We start from the raw sequence: 18217 nt of genomic DNA, 5'->3' as shown, positions 1-18217 counted from the left end.
AGGCGGGGCGGGCCCCCGCTTCCTACGTTGAGGGCACGCCGATCTCGCGGCGCCGAGGACGAGGGGAACGGTCATGCCGGTAGCGATCATCACAGGGGCGTCGAAAGGTCTGGGGCGGGCGCTCGCCGAGGCCCTGGCCACGCGCGGGTGGGACCTGGTGCTCGACGCCAGGGGCGAGCGGGCACTGAAGGAGACGGCGGCGGCGCTCGCGACGTACGGGACGCGCGTGGAGGCCCTGGCCGGAGACGTCACGGACGCCGGGCACCGGGCCGGGCTGGTGGCGGCGGCCTGGCAGCTGGGCGGCGTCGACCTGCTGGTGAACAACGCGAGCGCGCTGGGCGCCGAACCGCTGGTCCGGCTGGACCACCTGCCGCTGGAGGGGCTGCGGCGGGCGCTGGAGGTGAACGTGGTGGCCGCGCTGGGCCTGGTCCAGGAGGCGCTGCCGCTGTTGCGGGCCGCGCGGCAGGCCGCGGTGATCACGGTCAGCTCGGACGCGGCCGCCGAGGCGTACGAGACATGGGGCGGGTACGGGGCGTCGAAGGCGGCCCTGGACCACCTGGCGGCGGTGCTCGCCGCGGAGGAGCCCCGGCTGCGGGTCTGGTCGGTCGACCCCGGGGACATGGCGACGGAGCTGTACGCGGCGGCCGTACCGGAGGACGACGATCCGCGGCCGGAGCCGGCGAGTGTGGTGCCGGCGTTCCTGCGGCTGCTCGACGAGCGGCCGGCGAGCGGTCGCTACGGCGCGCCGGCCCTGCTGGAGGAGACGCGATGACGGCGGCGCTGGGAGTACCGCCGGCCGGGCCCGTGCGCGCGTGGGGCCAGGTGCCGCGGGAGCTGTCCGCGCGCGTGCCGGCGGAGCAGCGGGGGCCGGGGCTGGACCGGGACGCCGTACGGCTGCTGGTGTCGCGGGGTACGGAGGTGTCGCACCACGCGTTCGCGGAGCTGCCGCGGCTGCTGCGGGCCGGCGATCTGCTGGTCGTGAACACCTCTCCCACGCTGGCCGCCGCGGTGGACGGGTGGGCCGGGCACACGCGCGTGGTGGTGCACTTCTCGACGCTCGGCGACGACGGGCGGTGGGCCGTCGAGCTGCGGGATCCGGACGGGCAGGGCACCACACGCGCGCGTGCGGGCGGTCCGGTGGGGACGGAGGTGCGGCTGCCCGGGGACGGGCGGCTGGTGCTGGAGGAGCCGCTGAGTGAGCGGGGCGAGCGGCTGTGGTGGGCCCGGGTGGACGGGGCGGAGGTGTGCGAGCTGCTCGGTGAGTACGGGCGGCCCATCCGTTACCGCTACACGGAGCGGGATCAGCCGCTGTCCGTCTACCAGACGGTGTTCGCGCTGCCCGATCCGCCGGCCGGTGGGCCGGGCAGCGCGGAGATGCCGAGTGCGGCGCGGCCCTTCACCCACCGGATGGTCGCCGAGCTGGTGAGCAGGGGTGTGCAGTTCGCGCCGATCACGCTGCACACGGGGGTGGCCTCGGCGGAGGCGCACGAGCCGCCGTATCCCGAGCGGTTCGCGGTGCCGGAGGCGTCGGCGCGGCTGATCAACGCCGTGCGGGCCGGGGACGGCAGGGTCGTCGCGGTGGGCACGACCGCCGTGCGCGCCGTCGAGTCGGCCGCGGGGCCGGACGGGGTGGTCCGGGCAGCCGAGGGATGGACGGATCTCGTGGTGACGCCGGAGCGCGGTGTGCGGGTGGTGGACGGGCTGCTGACCGGGCTGCACGAGCCGGAGGCCTCGCATCTGCTGATGCTGGAGGCGGTGGCCGGCGCCACGGTGATCGACCGGGGGTACGAGGAGGCGTTGCGCCATCGCTACCTGTGGCACGAGTTCGGGGACGTCCATCTCCTCCTGCCGGGCGAGAGCCGATCACTGTGAGCATTGCTCCAGCAACTGTTGGTGAAACCAACCCACCTCGGGTGTGAGGCCGCACATAGGGCCTAAGTCACGTACGAAGGTCAATAGGAGATAAATACACCCAGAGCGAGCGGGAAGGACGCTCTGGTCTGTCCGGATTTGCCCCTACCTGATCCACTACCCGGGATCGTAGGTCACAGCTTTGCCAGCGGTTTTTGCGGCCGCTAAGAATGGCTGCCGTCGCTCAGCGCCGTGGGTTGTCTGACCCGCGGCGTCCACGCGGGAAGCACCAGGCCCCGCCCTGAAGTGAGCGACCTCCGCGCTATTCGAAGAGGTCCGTCCGCCATGCCCAAGAACACCCTTCGCGACCGCAGTCGCACCCTGACGAAGACGAACAAGATCGCCATCGCCGGTGTAGGCACCCTTGGCGCCGCTGCCCTCGCGTTCACCACGGTGCCCTCGGGCGGGCAGACCACCACCACGACCGATGCCGCCGCCCCGGCCAAGGTCGCCTACAGCGCCGAGCCGGTGAAGGGCGTCAAGGCCAGCGTCACCGACCAGCTCGCCGGTGCCAGCCTGAAGGTCCAGGCCATCGAGGCGAAGAAGAAGGCCGCCGCCGAGGTCGCCGCCAAGAAGAAGGCCGCCGCCGAGGCCGCCGCCAAGAAGAAGGCGGAGCGTCAGCGCGAGGCGCAGGCCGCCGCGAGCCGGTCGGTCGAGCGCATCGCGTTCCAGCCCGTCGCCGCGAAGAAGGCCGCCTACGGCAACAACCTCGACGGCTGGATCCGTGAGGCACTGTCGATCATGAAGTCCAAGGGCATCCCGGGCTCGTACCACGGCCTGCACAAGAACATCATGCGGGAGTCCTCGGGCAACCCGAACGCGATCAACAACTGGGACATCAACGCCCAGAACGGCATCCCGTCCAAGGGCCTGCTCCAGGTGATCCCGCCGACGTTCAAGGCGTACCACGTGCCGGGCACCTCCTGGAACATCTACGACCCGGTCGCCAACATCACCGCCGCCGCCAACTACGCGGCCGACCGGTACGGCTCGATCGACAACGTCAACAGCGCGTACTGACCGACGCACGGCGCGTGCTGAGGCGAGCGCGGGCCTCTGCCCGCCGTAAAGACGCCGGCCATACGACGCCGAAGGGCGGCACCCTCCTGACGGGGTGCCGCCCTTCGGGGCGTTCAGGGGCCGCGACTACTTGCGCATGACCTCCGGCTCGTGGCGGCGCAGGAAGCGGGCCACGAAGAAGCCGCAGATCGCACCGAGCGCGATCAGCGCGACCATGTCCAGGGTCCACGCGCCGGCCGTGTGCTCCCACAGCGGGTCGTTGCCGGCACCCTCCTCGGGCGGGCTGATCTTGTTGAAGTCCAGCGTGGCGCCCGCGGCGGCGACCGCCCAGCGGGACGGCATCAGGTACGAGAACTGGTTGACGCCGACCGCGCCGTTCAGGGCGAACAGACAGCCCGTGAAGACGACCTGGATGATCGCGAACATGACCAGCAGCGGCATGGTCTTCTCGGCGGTCTTCACCAGCGACGAGATGATCAGGCCGAACATCATCGAGGTGAAGCCCAGCGCCATGATCGGCAGGGACAGCTCGACCATCGTCGCGCTGCCCAGGATCAGGCCCTCCTCCGGCAGCTCACGGCTGGAGAAGCCGATCACGCCGACCAGCAGGCCCTGGAACACGGTGATCATGCCGAGCACGAACACCTTGGACATCAGGTAGGCCGAGCGGGACAGGCCGGTGGCGCGCTCCCGCTCGTAGATGACCCGTTCCTTGATCAGCTCGCGGACCGAGTTGGCGGCGCCGGCGAAGCACGCGCCGACCGCGAGGATCAGCAGCACCGTGGTGGCCGTGCCGTTCGGGATGATCCGCCCCGTCTGGTTGGGCTCGTTGGGCAGCAGGCCGTTGTCCGGCTCGATGAGCAGGCTGACCGCGCCGAGGACGGCCGGCAGGATCACCATCAGGGCGAGGAAGCCCTTGTCGGAGGCGATCACCGACACGTAGCGGCGCACCAGCGTGACGAACTGCGACATCCAGCCCTGCGGCTTGGGCGGCTTCATCGCCTGCATGGCCGGCATCGCCACGGCCTGCGGGGCGACGGCGTCGATGTCCGCGGCGTACATCTGGTAGTGCTGCGAGCCCTTCCAGCGGCCCGCCCAGTCGTAGTCGCGGTAGTTCTCGAAGGCGGAGAAGACGTCGGCCCAGGTGTCGTAGCCGAAGAAGTTCAGCGCCTCCTCGGGCGGGCCGAAGTAGGCGACCGAGCCGCCCGGCGCCATCACCAGGAGCTTGTCGCACAGTGCCAGCTCGGCCACGGAGTGGGTGACCACGAGGACGGTACGGCCGTCGTCGGCGAGGCCGCGCAGCAGCTGCATCACATCGCGGTCCATGCCCGGGTCGAGACCGGAGGTCGGCTCGTCCAGGAAGATCAGCGACGGCTTGGTCAGCAGCTCCAGGGCGACGGAGACGCGCTTGCGCTGGCCGCCGGAGAGGGAGGTGACCTTCTTGTCCTTGTGGATGTCGAGCTTGAGCTCGCGCAGCACCTCGTCGATGCGGGCCTCGCGCTCGGCGGCCGTGGTGTCGGCCGGGAAGCGCAGCTTGGCCGCGTACTTGAGGGCCTTCTTGACGGTCAGCTCCTTGTGCAGGATGTCGTCCTGCGGGACCAGACCGATGCGCTGGCGCAGCTCGGCGAACTGCTTGTACAGGTTCCGGTTGTCGTACAGCACCTCGCCCTGGTTGGCGGGCCGGTAGCCGGTCAGCGCCTTCAGCAACGTCGACTTTCCGGAGCCGGACGGGCCGATGACCGCGATCAGCGACTTCTCCGGGACGCCGAAGGAGACGTCCTTGAGGATCTGCTTGCCGCCGTCGACCGTGACCGTCAGGTGGCGGGCCGAGAAGGACACCTCACCGGTGTCGACGAACTCCTCGAGACGGTCGCCGACGATCCGGAACGTCGAGTGACCCACGCCCACGATGTCGGTCGGGCCCAGCAGCTGGGAGCCGCCCTTGGGGATCGGCAGACCGTTGACGTACGTGCCGTTGTGCGAGCCGAGGTCACGGATCTCCATGCGCCCGTCGGGCGTGGAGTGGAACTCGGCGTGGTTGCGCGAGACCTGGAGGTCGGAGACCACCAGGTCGTTCTCCAGGGCACGGCCGATGCGCATCACCCGGCCGAGCGAGAACTGGTGGAACGTGGTCGGGCTGCGATCGCCGTAGACCGGCGGCGCCCCCGCCGCACCGCCGGGCACCTTCTGCGCGTACTGCTCCGCCGGGCCCTGCTGCTGCGGGAACGGCTGGGCGTGCTGCTGCGGGCCCGCCTGCGGCGCCTGCTGCTGCGGCGCCTGCGGGGACCAGCCCGCGTTCGCGCCCTGCGCGGCGAACGGCTGCTGCTGCGGCTGCGCCTGGGGCGCGACCGCGGCCGCGGCGCCGGCCAGGCTCAGCTGCGGTCCGTCGGTCGCGTTGCCGAGGTGGACGGCCGAGCCGGGGCCGATCTCCAACTGGTGGATTCTCTGGCCCTGTACGAACGTGCCGTTGGTGCTGCCGTGGTCTTCGATGACCCAACTACGGCCGTTGAAACTGACCGTGGCGTGCCGCCAGGAGACTCTGGCGTCGTCGAACACGATGTCGCCCTGCGGATCGCGTCCGAGTGTGTAAGCCCTGGACGGGTCGAGCGTCCAGGTCCGTCCATTGGTTTGCAGTACGAGTTCCGGCACTCCATGCCCCACTGAGTTGTCCCCCGAATTACCCCCGTCGCAGGGAGTCTAGGGATGTCGAACATCGGGGGGAACTATTTCAGTAGCGCCCCCCTGACCGAAAGTCGGGCCTTGTGAAGACCGCGTACGGGCGTGTCTCCGTGCGCCGTTGACGGGGTGGAAACCGGCCCGGAGAGTGGTAATCCCCCGCGAGGGGGACATGCGCGGCGATGACGCCGTGCCGCGGATCGGGGGGTCTGCCGTGAGGGTCGACAGGGGCGGGTCCGGCACGAGGCTGCCGTGGGCCGACATCCTGCTGTCCGCGATCGCGTCCGTGAGCTGGGCACTGATCGGGATGGCCGGTACGGCTGCGCTCGGGCTGCGGCTGCTGCAGGCGGACTCGGCAGGTTCACTGGGGCCGATGACCGCGGCGGTGGTGGCCCTGGGGGCGGGTGGTTCGGTCACGCCGTCCGGTGACGTGTCCGCGTTCGGGCTGAAGGGCGCGGAGGTCACCACGGCCGTCGAGATCACGCCATTGGGCGTGAGCCTGGTAGGCGCGCTCCTTTTGTCATGGTTCTTCCTACGGTCCCTGCGCGCGGCCGGAGTTGTGATCCGCGCGTCCGAACTCCTCGCGCGCGCGGGCGCGGTGGTCGTGCTCTTCGTGGCGGCACTGGGCGTGCCGGCCTGGGCCGGGCACGACGTCGTCACGATCGACGGCGGCGCGCTCGGTCTCGACGACCTGCCCGGCGGCTCGGAGTCCGGCGGCATCGAGATTCCCGGGCTCGGTGACGTGGGGGACGTCGGGGGGCTGCTGCCCGACCGGATGGGCGATCTGATCGACGCCGAGGCGGCGGTGGGATTCGGCGTCGACACGGCGCCGACGCTGCTCGGCGGGCTGGGCTGGGCCACCGGCGTGCTGCTCATCGCGCTGCTGGCTTCCCGCCGCACTCCCCTGCCGCGCGGCTGGGAGGCGGTGCACCGGGTCGTACGGCCGGCCGTGTCGGCGCTCGTCACGGTGATGCTGGTGGCCGTGGCGGCGGGGCTCGCCGCCGCGGCCTACGCGGCGATCGGCGACGACCGTCCCCGGTGGATCGCCGGGGCGGCGCTGCTGGGCGCGCCGAACGGGGTGTGGCTGGGCATCCCCGTCGGCCTGTTCGTGCCCTGGCACGGGGAGGCGTCGGGCGCGCTCACCCGGTTCCTGCCGGATCCACTGGACGACCTGCTGGTCGGCTCGGACCAGCCGGTGACTCTCGGGCGGCTGGCGGAACTGGACGGCCGGGTGTGGCTGCTGGGCGTGGCCGCGGCGATCATGATGCTGCTGGCCGGGGTCCTGGTGGGGGTGCGGACACCGCTGTCGACGGCTGCGGGAGGGGTCACGGGAGCGGGGGGCGCACGGGGCGTCGGTGCGCTCGGTTTCGCCGCGCGGTGCGCACTGCGGCTCGGGTGCGTGAGCGCGGTGGCACTGCCGTTGCTGGGATGGCTGACGGAGGTGTCCGTGGACGCCTCGCTGTCCGTGCTCGGCTTCGCCGCGTTCGGGACGGGAGCGGAGCTGCGCGGGCATCCGGGGATGGCACTGCTGCTCGGGGCGCTGTGGGGTGCCGGGGCCGGGACGGCCGGGGCACTGCTGGCGTACGCGAGCGGGGCCGCGGGGCGGCGGGCTGCACCGATGGCACGCGGTGAGGTGACGGCCGGGGCACGTGCGTACGGGGCGGACTCGGGGCCGTACGCCGTCAGTACGCCGTACCGGCCGCCGAACCCCGACACGAATCCCTACCTGCGACTTCCGGAAGGGCTGCGGGAGCCGGAGGACGCGCGGCCGCCGGGTCGGGTGGAGGGTGACGACGGGGCGCCAGGGGGCGGCGAGGTGTCCGGGGAGGACGTGTTCGGGGCGCCTACTGTGACGCGTCCGTTCGAGCCGCCGTCGCCGCGGATGCGTCGGGGGGCGCCGGAGGTGCCGGGGCGGCCGGGTGCGCGGGGGGTGCCGCCGCCCGGGAGGCGCACTCCGGGGCCGCCTTCGGGGGCGTCCTCCGGGGCGTCCGCTGAGGCGTCCTCCGGGGCGTCCTCCGGGGAGGACGGCTCGCCGACGCCCGGACCGCCGCCGCCTGGCACTCCACGGCCCGGCTCTCCGCCCCGGGGAACTCCACCGCCCGGTCCCCCGCCACCCGGGCGCCCACCTCCTACGCCACCGCCTCCGGGGCCGCCGAGGCGGGGGAGGTGAGGCGGGGGCCGGTAGGACCGCCCGGACGGGGCGCCGGTGAGGCAGGAGCGATCAGGGCGCCGGTGAGGCGCGGCCGGTCCGCGGGCCCGCGATGTGCGGCAGCGGATGCCTGGCCCCGATGCGTCGCCGGTGGGGCGGGCCGCCGATGCGTCGCCAGAGAGGAGGCCGATGCGCCATCGGGTACGCCGTGCCGATCATGTGGCTTGATGCGCTGGTGAGACGAGGCCGGTCCGCGGGCTCGCGATGTGCAGCAGCGGATGCCCGGCCCCGATGCGTCGCCGGTGGGGCGGGCCGCCGATGCGCGTCCGCGGAGGCGCCGCCCGTGAAGCGGGCCGCCGATACGCCTCGTGAGGCGCCCGCCGGTGAGGCTGTCGTCGGGCGCCCGCCGGTGAGGCTGTCGTCGGGCGCCCGCCGGTCACGTGATGCGCGAGAGCCGGCCGCGGGCGCACGTCCGCCGATGTGCCGCAGGCAGGGCGGGGTCGCGGATTGCCCCCTGCGAGGGCGGGCAGCGTGGGTGGTCTGTCAGGCGTTCGCCACCGGAGCGCCATCCAGGGTTATCGAGTGTTCCGTGTCCGTCAGACGGACCTCGCGGGCGATCGGCACTGCGTGCCGGTTACCTTGGGAACACCATGAGCGCTTCGCAGACCTCTGACGTCCCGACTCTCCTTGTCAAGATCTTCGGCAGGGACAGGCCGGGCATCACGGCCGGACTCTTCGACACCCTCGCCGCCTTCTCCGTCGACGTGGTCGACATCGAGCAGGTCGTGACGCGAGGCCGGATGGTGCTGTGCGCGCTCGTGACCGAGCCGCCCACGGGCCTGGAAGGCGAGCTGCGGGCGACCGTCCATAGCTGGGCGGAGTCGATGAAGATGCAGGCCGAGATCATCTCCGGCCACGGCGACAACCGGCCGCGCGGCCATGGCCGGTCCCTGGTCACCGTGCTCGGGCATCCGCTCACCGCCGAGGCCACGGCCGCGATCACCGCGCGGATCACCAAGGCCGGCGGCAACATCGACCGTATCTTCCGGCTCGCCAAGTACCCGGTGACGGCCGTCGAGTTCGCGGTTTCCGGCGTGGAGACCGAGCCGCTGCGCACCGTCCTGGCGGTCGAGGCGGCGGCTCTCGGTGTGGACGTGGCGGTCGTGGCGGCGGGTCTGCACCGGCGTGCTCAGCGGCTGGTCGTGATGGACGTGGACTCCACGCTCATCCAGGACGAGGTGATCGAGCTCTTCGCCGCGCACGCCGGCTGTGAGGACGAGGTCGCCGAGGTCACGGCGGCCGCGATGCGCGGGGAACTGGACTTCGAGCAGTCGCTGCACGCGCGCGTGGCGCTGCTGAAGGGGCTGGACGCCTCGGTGGTGGACAAGGTGCGCAGCGAGGTGCGGCTGACCCCGGGCGCGCGCACGCTGATCCGCACGCTGAAGCGGCTCGGCTACCAAGTGGGCGTCGTCTCTGGCGGGTTCACCCAGGTCACCGACGATCTGCAGGAGCGGCTGGGCCTCGACTTCGCGCAGGCCAACACGCTGGAGATCGTCGACGGCAGGCTGACCGGCCGGGTCACCGGCGAGATCGTGGACCGGGCGGGCAAGGCGCGGCTGCTGCGCCGGTTCGCCGCGGAGGCGGGCGTACCGCTGGCGCAGACGGTGGCGATCGGTGACGGCGCCAACGACCTCGACATGCTGAATTCGGCCGGCCTCGGGGTCGCCTTCAACGCCAAGCCGGTGGTGCGCGAGGCCGCGCACACCGCGGTGAACGTGCCCTTCCTGGACACGGTCCTCTATCTGCTCGGAGTCACCCGCGAGGAGGTGGAGGCGGCGGACGCCCACGAGGAGGACTGAGGCATCCTCCCACCGTCCCCTCCCCTCGTCCCCCTCCCCCTGTCTTCGCTGTGCTCGCATGCGTGGGGCCCGGTGCCGTGCGGCGCCGGGCCCCGAGATGCGCGGAGGGTCACTCGGACGGAGCCCAGTAGTCCACCAGGGTGGCCACGCCCGGTTCCAGGGACTTCCAGGAGCCGGTGAAGGACAGCACGGCGAAGGCGGCGGCCGGGAAGCCGCGGCGGCTCATGCGCTCGCGGGCGTCGCTGTCCGCCGAGCCGGACAGCACCTCGGCGAGGCCCTGCACGCCCGGGTTGTGGCCGATCAGCAGGACGTTCTGCGCGTCGTCGGGGGTCTCGTTGAGCACGGCGATCAGCTCGCCGGGCGAGGCCTCGTAGATCCGCTCCTCGTAGACGGTCCTCGGCCGGTGCGGGAACTCGTGGACGGCGAGTTTCCAGGTCTCGCGGGTCCGGGTCGCCGTCGAGCAGAGGGCCAGGTCGAAGGAGATGCCGGAGTCGGCCAGCTTGCGGCCGGCGACAGGGGCGTCCTTGCGGCCCCGCTCGGCGAGCGGCCGCTCATGATCGTTCACCTGTGGCCAGTCGGCTTTCGCATGCCGGAAGAGGACAATCCTGCGGGGTTCAGCGACGCTCATGAGATCCAGCTTCGCATGAAACAGGCCATGGGGCGCAGGGAGTTGACGGGCGTCCTGAGGCGTGCTCAGCGCGATATCAGCTGATGAGCGCGCTCGACGAGGTGGGCGATCGCTGGCTCGCCGGTCGCCGCGTGGGCGTCGGCGGGGTTCAGGATCAGTGCCAGCAGGGCGACGAAGGCGAGCGTCGGCAGGGCGACGGCCCACCAGGGGAGCCGGATGTCGACACGGCCCGTGGTAGCCGAGCGGGGCCGGGTGTGCGTGCTGGCCGACATGCTGCCTCCGTGGTCCGTCCTCGATGGGCGGTGGCCCGGATCCCCCGGCCACACTTCGAAGCTACGGAAACGGGGGCCGCCAACCCATCCGGTGATCCACCCACTTGACCCTGACCCTTACCCCCTAGGGGATGGTGGTGCCAGCCCCACCCTCCCGGCCCGCGGGGCCGGGGAAGGCGTCATGGCGAGGAGATCGTCACGGTGAGGCGATCGTCGCGATGACGGCGATGATCACGAAGATGGCGAGGAACGAGCCGAAGACGAGCAGCATCTTCTTCTGGCCGTTGCGGGGATTCGGGTCGAGCACTGGCATACGGCAAGTCTCGCACCCCGCTCCCGGGCGGGACCCGCCGGGGTCAGCGAGCCGCCTCGTCCTCGACCGTGCGGTCGCGCCCCGCCAGGATGCCCACCGCCATCTGCGGGATCATCAGCGCGGCCATCATCGCGAGCGGCAGGCCCCAGCCCCCGCTGTGCTGGTAGAGGACGCCCACCAGGAGCGGCCCGGGGATGGAGATCAGATAGCCGGTGCTCTGCGCGAAGGCCGACAGCTGGGCGACGCCCGCGCCCGTGCGGGCACGCATCCCCACCATGGTGAGAGCGAGCGGGAAGGCACAGTTGGAGACGCCGAGCAGCAGCGCCCAGGCCCAGGCGCCCCCGGCCGGCGCGAGGTACAGCCCGGCGTATCCGGCGAGGCCGCAGATGCCCAGCGCGACGGCGATGGGGCCCTGCCGCGGCAGCCGGGTGGCGAGTCGCGGGATGACGAAGGCCAGCGGTACACCCATCACCATCGTGACGGCGAGCAGCACTCCGGCCGTGCCCGCGGCGACGCCGGCGTCGCGGAAGATCTGCGCCATCCAGCCCATCGTGATGTACGCGGCGGTGGCCTGGAGCCCGAAGAAGACGGCGAGCGCCCAGGCGGTGCGGCTCCGGGTGATCCGCAGGGCGGGTGCCGGGGTGTTCTCCTCGCGCGCGTGCGGCTCGCGTCCGGCCGCCTCGGCGGCGGGCGGCGGCCCCCCGGCGCGTACGCCGCCCCGGTCCCGTACGAAGGGAATCCACGGCACCACGGCCGCGGCCGCCAGTGCCGCCCACACCGCGAGCCCCGACTGCCAACCGCCGCCCATGGCCTCGGTCACCGGCACGGTCACCGCTGCCGCGAGGGAGGTGCCGAGAGCCAGCGCCATCGAGTACAGGCCGGTCATGGAGCCGACCCGGTCCGGGAACCAGCGCTTGACGATGACCGGCATCAGCACGTTACTGACCGCGATGCCCATCAGGGCGAGGGCGCTGCCGGCCAGGAACCCGGCCGTGCCGCCCGCGTACGGCCGGACGAGCAGGCCGGCGGCAACGGCCGCCATGCCGGCGCACACGACGGCGCCCAGGCCGAAGCGGCGGGCCAGCCGGGGGGCCATGACACCGAAGACGGCGAAGCAGAGCGGCGGCACGGAGGTGAGCAGACCGGCCACGCTGCCGCTCATGCCGAGCCCGTCGCGGACCTCCTCCAGAAGAGCGCCGAGGCTGGTGATGGCGGGGCGGAGGTTCAGCGCGGACAGCACGATGGCGACGACGATCAGGCGCATGGTCCACGCGCGCGCGGGTGGCGCCACGGCCGCCGTGCCGCTCCCCGCGCGCGCGGGTGAGGCTTCCGCCGCGCCCTGGGGCTCGGCCGTGGCCGAACTGCGTATGTCGGGGTGGTTCTGCGTCCGGGTTTCCTCGCCTGCCATGCCGCCCATCATAGAATCATGGGATGATTGGTTGTCCATCCCGGTGCGGTCCGCGGCCGCCGTTCCCGTGCGAAGGTGTGCCATGCCCCTGACCCATCCCCGCCGTTCGGCGCTGTCCGAGCAGGTCATCGCCGAACTGCGCAACCAGATCGCGTCGGGAGAGTGGCCGGTCGGCTCGCGCATCCCGACGGAGCCCGAGCTGGTCGAGCAGCTCGGGGTCGCCCGCAACACGGTCCGCGAGGCCGTCCGGGCGCTGGCCCACAACGGGCTGCTGGACATCCGCCAGGGCTCCGGCACGTACGTGGTGGCCACCAGTGAGCTCGCCGGCGTCATGCACCGCCGTTTCGCCGGTGCCGATCCCCGGCACATCGCCGAAGTGCGCTCCACGCTGGAGTCGGCCGCCGCGCGGCTGGCCGCCGGACGACGCACGGAGAAGGACCTCAAGCAGCTCGACGCGCTGCTGCTGCGGCGCGAGGAGGCCTGGGAGTCGGGCGACGCGGAGGCGTTCGTCTCCGCGGACGCCACCTTCCATCTGGCCGTGGTCGCCGCCTCCCACAACGACGTGATGACCGCGATGTATGCCGACCTCGGCGAGGTGATGCGGGACTGGCTGCGCGAGGACGTCGGCGAGGAGCTGACGCCGGAGACGTACATGGACCACAGCCGGCTGCTGGACGCCATCCGCGCGGGCGACGCCGCGACGGCGGCCTCGGAGGCGGCGGGCTACCCCTTCCAGTGCCGTCCGGGCCGGGTCAGCTCCCCCGCTTCTGGTGACTGACCCACGCCGAGCGGACCTCCATCCAGCAGCGGCCGGTCAGGCGCACGGTCATCGCGGGCTCGGTGTCCACGGGGGCGCTGTCGGTGTCGAGGTCCCACCATCGGTCGCACTCGATGTGCAGGCGGACCCGGTCGATGTCCACATAGGGGTTGTGGCAGTGGGCGACCACATGGGAGCCCTCGACGCTGGTGCGGCACGTGGCCCCGAACGGCGTCGGCTCCCGGGATTCCCCGCCCGCCACGCGCGCGTGCGGCACCGCGTCGTACGGCGTGAACAGGACGAGGGCCAGGGCGGCGGTCACTGAGGCCAGGCTGCGGTACAGGCGCACAAGGGAAACCTCCTCGGCCGGGCTGGGGAGGGGTGCGTGGTGAACGCCCCTCCAGAGTGCCTGGTAGCCCGAGGCTCCCGCCTGGCCGGATGGGCCGAACGGGGGACATGCCGAGGGCCCGCACCCGAACCGGATGCGGGCCCTCGATCAGCGATGACCGGCGATGACCAGCGGATCGCCAGGCGATCGATCCCTCAGGCGCCGATGGCGATCGATCAGGCGCCGATCGCGTGCAGACCGCCGTCCACGTGGATGATCTCGCCGGTGGTCTTCGGGAACCAGTCGCTCAGCAGGGCGACGATGCCCTTGCCGGCCGGCTCCGGGTCCTTGAGGTCCCACTCCAGCGGGGATCGGTGGTCCCACACGGAGGCCAGGTCGCTGAAGCCCGGGATGGACTTGGCGGCCATGGAGCCGATCGGGCCCGCGGAGATGAGGTTGCAGCGGATGTTCTGCTTGCCCAGGTCGCGCGCGATGTAGCGGCTGGTGGCCTCCAGGGCGGCCTTGGCGGGGCCCATCCAGTCGTACTGCGGCCACGCGTACTGGGCGTCGAAGGTGAGGCCGACGACCGAGCCGCCGTTCTGCATCAGCGGCAGGCAGGCCATGGTGAGCGACTTCAGGGAGTACGCCGACACGTGCATGGCGGTGGCGACGGACTCGAACGGCGTGTTGAGGAAGTTGCCGCCCAGCGCGTCCTGCGGCGCGAAGCCGATGGAATGCACGACGCCGTCGAGGCCGCCGAGCTCCTCGCCGACGACGTCGGCGAGCCGGCCCATGTGCTCGTCGTTGGTCACGTCGAGCTCGATGACCTTGGTGGGCTTCGGGAGCTTCTTGGCGATGCGCTCGGTCAGCGTGGGCCGCGGGAAGGCGGTGAGGATGATCTCGGCGCCCTGCTCCTGGGCCAGCTTGGCGGCGTGGAAGGCGATGGAGGACTCCATCAGCACACCGGTGATCAGGACGCGCTTGCCCTCGAGAATTCCGCTCATGGTGATCAGTGACCCATTCCCAGTCCGCCGTCAACGGGGATGACGGCTCCAGTGATGTACGAGGCGTCGTCCGAGGCGAGGAAGCGCACCGCCGCGGCGATCTCCTCCGGCTGCGCGTACCGCCGCAGCGGCACCTGTGCCACGTACTCGGCGCGCTGCTCGTCGGACAGCACCCGGGTCATGTCGGTGTCGACGAAACCAGGTGCGACGACATTGAAGGTGATGTTGCGCGAACCCAGCTCACGCGCGAGCGACCGCGCGAAGCCGACCAGCGCGGCCTTGGAGGCGGCGTAGTTCGCCTGGCCCGCCGAACCGAGCAGCCCGACCACCGACGAGATCAGGACGACGCGGCCCTTCTTGGCGCGCAGCATGCCGCGGTTGGCGCGCTTGACCACCCGGAAGGTGCCGGTGAGGTTGGTGTCGATGACCGAGGTGAAGTCCTCCTCGGACATGCGCATCAGGAGCTGGTCCTTGGTGACGCCGGCGTTGGCGACCAGGACCTCCACGTGGCCGTGCTCGGCCTCGATCTCCTTGTAGGCCTGCTCCACCTGTTCGGGGTCGGTGATGTCGCACCTGACGGCGAGGAAACCGGCCGGCGGCTCACCCGAGCGGTATGTGATCGCGACCTTGTCGCCGGCGTCGGCGAAAGCGCGGGCGATGGCGAGGCCGATGCCCCGGTTGCCTCCGGTGACGAGAACCGAGCGGCTCAACGGATCACCCTTTCGATAGCGGTCTGGTACCCCCGCCCGAACACCTGGATGGCAGGCGGCTACACCGAAAACCTATCGGTCGGCAAGCGCCGCGGGACATTCGGGCACCGACAGTGGCTGTGGTGACTCACTGTCGAATCCCTACAGAAAGTTGCGTTCACCGGACGGAAACGTGTGGTCCGCGGGACCGCTCCCGCGACATGATCGGACCCGACAGGCGACGACATCGGACCCGACAGGCGACGACAGCAGGGAGACCCTCGGTGCCCCATACCATCGACGAAGCCTTCACGGCGCTTCCGCTACGTGCTCTGGCCGACGCCGCGCTCGCACGCGCGCGTGCGCTGGGAGCGGAGCATGCCGACTTCCGGCTGGAGCGGGTGCGCAGCGCTTCCTGGCGGCTGCGGGACGGCAAGCCGTCCGGATCGTCGGACACCACGGACCTCGGATACGCGGTGCGGGTCGTGCACGGCGGGACGTGGGGGTTCGCGTCCGGTGTGGACCTGACCATGGACGCCGCCGCGAGGGTGGCGGGGCAGGCCGTCGCGATGGCGAAGCTGTCCGCGCAGGTGATCAAGGCCGCCGGGTCGGACGAGAGGGTGGAGCTCGCCGCCGAGCCCGTGCACACGGACCGGACGTGGATCTCGTCGTACGAGATCGACCCGTTCACCGTGCCCGGCGAGGAGAAGTCGGGGCTGCTGGCCGAGTGGAGCGGCCGGCTGCTCGCCGCCGACGGGGTCGACCATGTCGACGCGTCGCTGCTCACGGTGCACGAGAACAAGTTCTACGCCGACACGGCCGGGACCGTGACCACCCAGCAGCGGGTACGGCTGCACCCGCAGCTGACGGCCGTGTCGGTCGACGAGTCGACCGGCGAGTTCGACTCCATGCGCACCGTCGCGCCACCCGTCGGACGCGGCTGGGAGTACCTCACGGGCACCGGCTGGGACTGGGACGCCGAACTCGCCGAGCTGCCCGGGCTGCTGGCCGAGAAGATGCGCGCGCCGAGCGTCCGGCCGGGCCTGTATGACCTCGTCGTCGACCCGTCCAACCTGTGGCTGACCATCCACGAGTCGATCGGGCACGCCACCGAGCTGGACCGCGCACTCGGCTACGAGGCCGCCTACGCCGGCACCTCCTTCGCCACCTTCGACCAGCTCGGGAAGCTGAGGTACGGCTCGGAGCTGATGAACGTCACCGGTGACCGCACCGCCGAGCACGGGCTGGCCACCATCGGCTACGACGACGAGGGGGTCGAGGCGCAGTCCTGGGACCTCGTCAAGGAGGGCACCCTCGTCGGCTACCAGCTCGACCGCAGGATCGCCCGGCTGACCGGATTCGGCCGCTCCAACGGATGCGCCTACGCCGACTCCCCCGCGCACGTGCCGGTGCAGCGGATGGCCAACGTGTCGTTGCGGCCGGATCCGGCCGGGATGTCGACCGAGGACCTCATCGGGGGTGTGGAGCGCGGCATCTACGTCGTCGGTGACCGGTCCTGGTCGATCGACATGCAGCGCTACAACTTCCAGTTCACCGGCCAGCGCTTCTTCCGGATCGAGAACGGACGGCTCGCGGGGCAGCTGCGGGACGTCGCCTACCAGGCGACGACGACCGACTTCTGGGGCTCCATGGCGGCCGTCGGCGGTCCCCAGACGTATGTCCTGGGCGGCGCCTTCAACTGCGGCAAGGCCCAGCCCGGCCAGGTCGCGGCCGTGTCGCACGGCTGCCCTTCCGCCCTCTTCAGGGGCGTCAACATTCTGAACACCACGCAGGAGGCCGGTCGATGAGCGCCCCGACGAAGAAGCCGCACGAGATCGTCGAGCGCGCCTTGGAGCTGTCCCGGGCCGACGGCTGTGTCGTGATCGCCGACGAGCACTCGACCGCCAACCTGCGCTGGGCGGGAAACGCGCTGACCACGAACGGCGTCACGCGCGGGCGGACGCTCACCGTAGTAGCGACCGTCGACGGCAAGGAGGGCACGGCGTCGGCAGTGGTGTCCCGGTCGGCGGTGACCGCGGACGAGCTGGAGCCGCTGGTGCGGGCCGCGGAGGCCGCCGCGCGCGGCGCAGGGCCGGCCGAGGACGCGCAGCCGCTGGTGACGGACGTGCCTCGGTCGCCCGGCTTCTCGGACGCGCCCGCCGAGACGTCGTCCGCCGTGTTCGCCGACTTCGCACCGGCACTGGGCGAGGCCTTCGCACGCGCGCGTGCGGGCGGCCGCGAGCTGTACGGCTTCGCCAACCACGAGCTGACCTCCAGCTATCTGGGCACCTCGGCGGGCCTGCGGCTGCGGCACGACCAGCCGAACGGCACGCTGGAGCTGAACGCGAAGTCCCCGGACCGTACCCGTTCGGCGTGGGCCGGGCGGTCGACACGGGACTTCAAGGACGTCGACCCTGCGGCGCTGGACGCCGAGCTGGCCGTACGCCTGGGCTGGGCCGAGCGGCGCGTGGAGCTGCCCGCCGGGCGGTACGAGACGCTGCTGCCGCCGACCGCGGTCGCGGACCTGCTGATCTACCAGATGTGGTCGGCGTCGGGCCGGGACGCGGCGGAGGGCCGGACCGTGTTCTCCAGGCCGGGCGGCGGCACGCGCGTGGGCGAGCGCCTCACCGACCTGCCGCTGACCCTGCGCAGTGACCCGAACGAGCCGGGCCTGGAGTCCGCCCCCTTCGTGCTCGCGCACTCCTCCGGGGGCGACTCGTCGGTGTTCGACAACGGTCTGCCGCTGACGCCCACCGAGTGGGTCGCCGAGGGCGAGCTGAGGCATCTGCTCACCAGCCGGCACAGCGCGGGGACGACCGGGCTCCCGCTGGCGCCGGGCATCGACAACCTGATCCTCGAGAACGGGGGCGAGGGCCGCTCCCTGGACGAGATGGTCGCGGACACCGGGCGCGGGCTGCTGCTGACGTGCCTGTGGTACATCCGCGAGGTCGACCCGGCGACACTGCTGCTGACCGGCCTGACCCGCGACGGCGTCTACCTCGTCGAGAACGGCGAGGTGACCGGCGAGGTGAACAACTTCCGGTTCAACGAGTCGCCGGTGGGGCTGCTGGGCCGGGCCGTCGAGGCCGGGCGCACGGAGAAGACGCTGCCCCGCGAGTGGAGCGACTGGTTCACCAGGGCCGCGATGCCGCCGCTGCGGATCCCCGATTTCAACATGAGCTCTGTCAGCCGGGGCGTATAAC

15 protein-coding genes and 1 pseudogene are annotated in these 18217 nt (G+C 71.8%); 8 read left to right on the top strand and 8 right to left on the bottom strand.

Annotation, left to right across the window (positions count from 1 at the left end):
• Positions 1 to 73: 73 nt before the first annotated feature.
• The 3 genes and pseudogenes from ACIHCM_RS30640 (at position 74) to ACIHCM_RS30630 (ending at position 2931) form a co-directional block, all read left to right on the top strand.
• Entirely contained in the window at positions 74 to 772 is a 699-nt protein-coding gene (locus ACIHCM_RS30640) for an SDR family NAD(P)-dependent oxidoreductase (protein ID WP_399902877.1), read from the top strand.
• Positions 769 to 1897 (top strand): annotated as a pseudogene (locus ACIHCM_RS30635) (S-adenosylmethionine:tRNA ribosyltransferase-isomerase). Before ACIHCM_RS30640 ends, ACIHCM_RS30635 begins: the two are co-directional and overlap by 4 nt.
• Before the next feature lie 299 nt (positions 1898 to 2196).
• Positions 2197 to 2931: a transglycosylase SLT domain-containing protein gene (locus ACIHCM_RS30630; protein WP_399902874.1), complete on the top strand. Its 735-nt coding sequence runs from the start codon at positions 2197 to 2199 to the stop codon at positions 2929 to 2931.
• Between the two features lie 126 nt (positions 2932 to 3057).
• On the opposite strand, the gene ACIHCM_RS30625 is transcribed toward ACIHCM_RS30630, so the two are convergent.
• The gene (locus tag ACIHCM_RS30625) at positions 3058 to 5592 is read right to left on the bottom strand and encodes an FHA domain-containing protein (protein ID WP_399902872.1); all 2535 of its coding nucleotides are present in this window, start codon (positions 5590 to 5592) and stop codon (positions 3058 to 3060) included.
• 187 nt (positions 5593 to 5779) lie between these two features.
• Between ACIHCM_RS30625 and ACIHCM_RS30620 the strand changes: the two genes are divergently transcribed.
• Complete coding sequence (locus tag ACIHCM_RS30620) at positions 5780 to 7777, top strand: streptophobe family protein (protein WP_399902869.1); 1998 nt, start codon at positions 5780 to 5782, stop codon at positions 7775 to 7777.
• 629 nt (positions 7778 to 8406) lie between these two features.
• Positions 8407 to 9615 carry a phosphoserine phosphatase SerB gene (gene serB / locus ACIHCM_RS30615; RefSeq protein WP_399902866.1) on the top strand — a complete coding sequence of 403 codons (1209 nt, stop codon included), beginning with the start codon at positions 8407 to 8409 and terminating at the stop codon, positions 9613 to 9615.
• A 109-nt stretch (positions 9616 to 9724) separates the two neighbouring features.
• On the opposite strand, the gene ACIHCM_RS30610 is transcribed toward serB, so the two are convergent.
• From ACIHCM_RS30610 to ACIHCM_RS30595, 4 genes are all read right to left on the bottom strand, one after another.
• Entirely contained in the window at positions 9725 to 10243 is a 519-nt protein-coding gene (locus ACIHCM_RS30610; RefSeq protein WP_393111331.1) for a SixA phosphatase family protein, read from the bottom strand.
• A gap of 65 nt (positions 10244 to 10308) precedes the next feature.
• A complete protein-coding gene (locus tag ACIHCM_RS30605) occupies positions 10309 to 10515 on the bottom strand; it encodes a hypothetical protein (RefSeq protein ID WP_399902862.1) in 207 nt (68 codons plus the stop codon).
• A gap of 196 nt (positions 10516 to 10711) precedes the next feature.
• The gene (locus ACIHCM_RS30600) at positions 10712 to 10828 is read right to left on the bottom strand and encodes an SGM_5486 family transporter-associated protein (protein ID WP_266726844.1); all 117 of its coding nucleotides are present in this window, start codon (positions 10826 to 10828) and stop codon (positions 10712 to 10714) included.
• Positions 10829 to 10871: 43 nt separating this feature from the next.
• Positions 10872 to 12236, bottom strand: a complete 1365-nt coding sequence (locus tag ACIHCM_RS30595; protein ID WP_399902858.1) for a CynX/NimT family MFS transporter — start codon at positions 12234 to 12236, stop codon at positions 10872 to 10874.
• 82 nt (positions 12237 to 12318) lie between these two features.
• On the opposite strand from ACIHCM_RS30595, the gene ACIHCM_RS30590 reads away from it, so the two are divergent.
• The gene (locus ACIHCM_RS30590; protein WP_399902855.1) at positions 12319 to 13014 is read left to right on the top strand and encodes a FadR/GntR family transcriptional regulator; all 696 of its coding nucleotides are present in this window, start codon (positions 12319 to 12321) and stop codon (positions 13012 to 13014) included.
• Here ACIHCM_RS30590 and ACIHCM_RS30585 read toward each other — a convergent pair.
• The 3 genes from ACIHCM_RS30585 to fabG form a co-directional block, all read right to left on the bottom strand.
• Positions 12989 to 13342: a hypothetical protein gene (locus ACIHCM_RS30585; RefSeq protein ID WP_399902853.1), complete on the bottom strand. Its 354-nt coding sequence runs from the start codon at positions 13340 to 13342 to the stop codon at positions 12989 to 12991. The genes ACIHCM_RS30590 and ACIHCM_RS30585 overlap by 26 nt on opposite strands.
• A 215-nt stretch (positions 13343 to 13557) precedes the next feature.
• The gene (fabI, locus tag ACIHCM_RS30580) at positions 13558 to 14325 is read right to left on the bottom strand and encodes an enoyl-ACP reductase FabI (protein ID WP_399902850.1); all 768 of its coding nucleotides are present in this window, start codon (positions 14323 to 14325) and stop codon (positions 13558 to 13560) included.
• A gap of 5 nt (positions 14326 to 14330) precedes the next feature.
• On the bottom strand, positions 14331 to 15035 hold the full coding sequence (fabG, locus tag ACIHCM_RS30575; RefSeq protein ID WP_399902847.1) for a 3-oxoacyl-[acyl-carrier-protein] reductase: 705 nt from the start codon (positions 15033 to 15035) through the stop codon (positions 14331 to 14333).
• A gap of 263 nt (positions 15036 to 15298) precedes the next feature.
• Here fabG and ACIHCM_RS30570 point away from each other — a divergent pair, with 263 nt between their 5' ends.
• Positions 15299 to 16822, top strand: a complete 1524-nt coding sequence (locus tag ACIHCM_RS30570) for a TldD/PmbA family protein (RefSeq protein WP_399902845.1) — start codon at positions 15299 to 15301, stop codon at positions 16820 to 16822.
• Entirely contained in the window at positions 16819 to 18216 is a 1398-nt protein-coding gene (locus ACIHCM_RS30565; RefSeq protein ID WP_399902842.1) for a metallopeptidase TldD-related protein, read from the top strand. Before ACIHCM_RS30570 ends, ACIHCM_RS30565 begins: the two co-directional genes overlap by 4 nt.
• The last annotated feature ends 1 nt before the right edge of the window (position 18217 follow it).

Origin of the sequence: Streptomyces sp. NPDC052023 (assembly GCF_044548465.1) — a bacterium.
Lineage (GTDB): Bacteria > Actinomycetota > Actinomycetes > Streptomycetales > Streptomycetaceae > Streptomyces.
The sequence above is the reverse complement of the archived record's forward strand: the minus strand, read 5'-3'. Positions and strand labels throughout refer to the sequence as shown.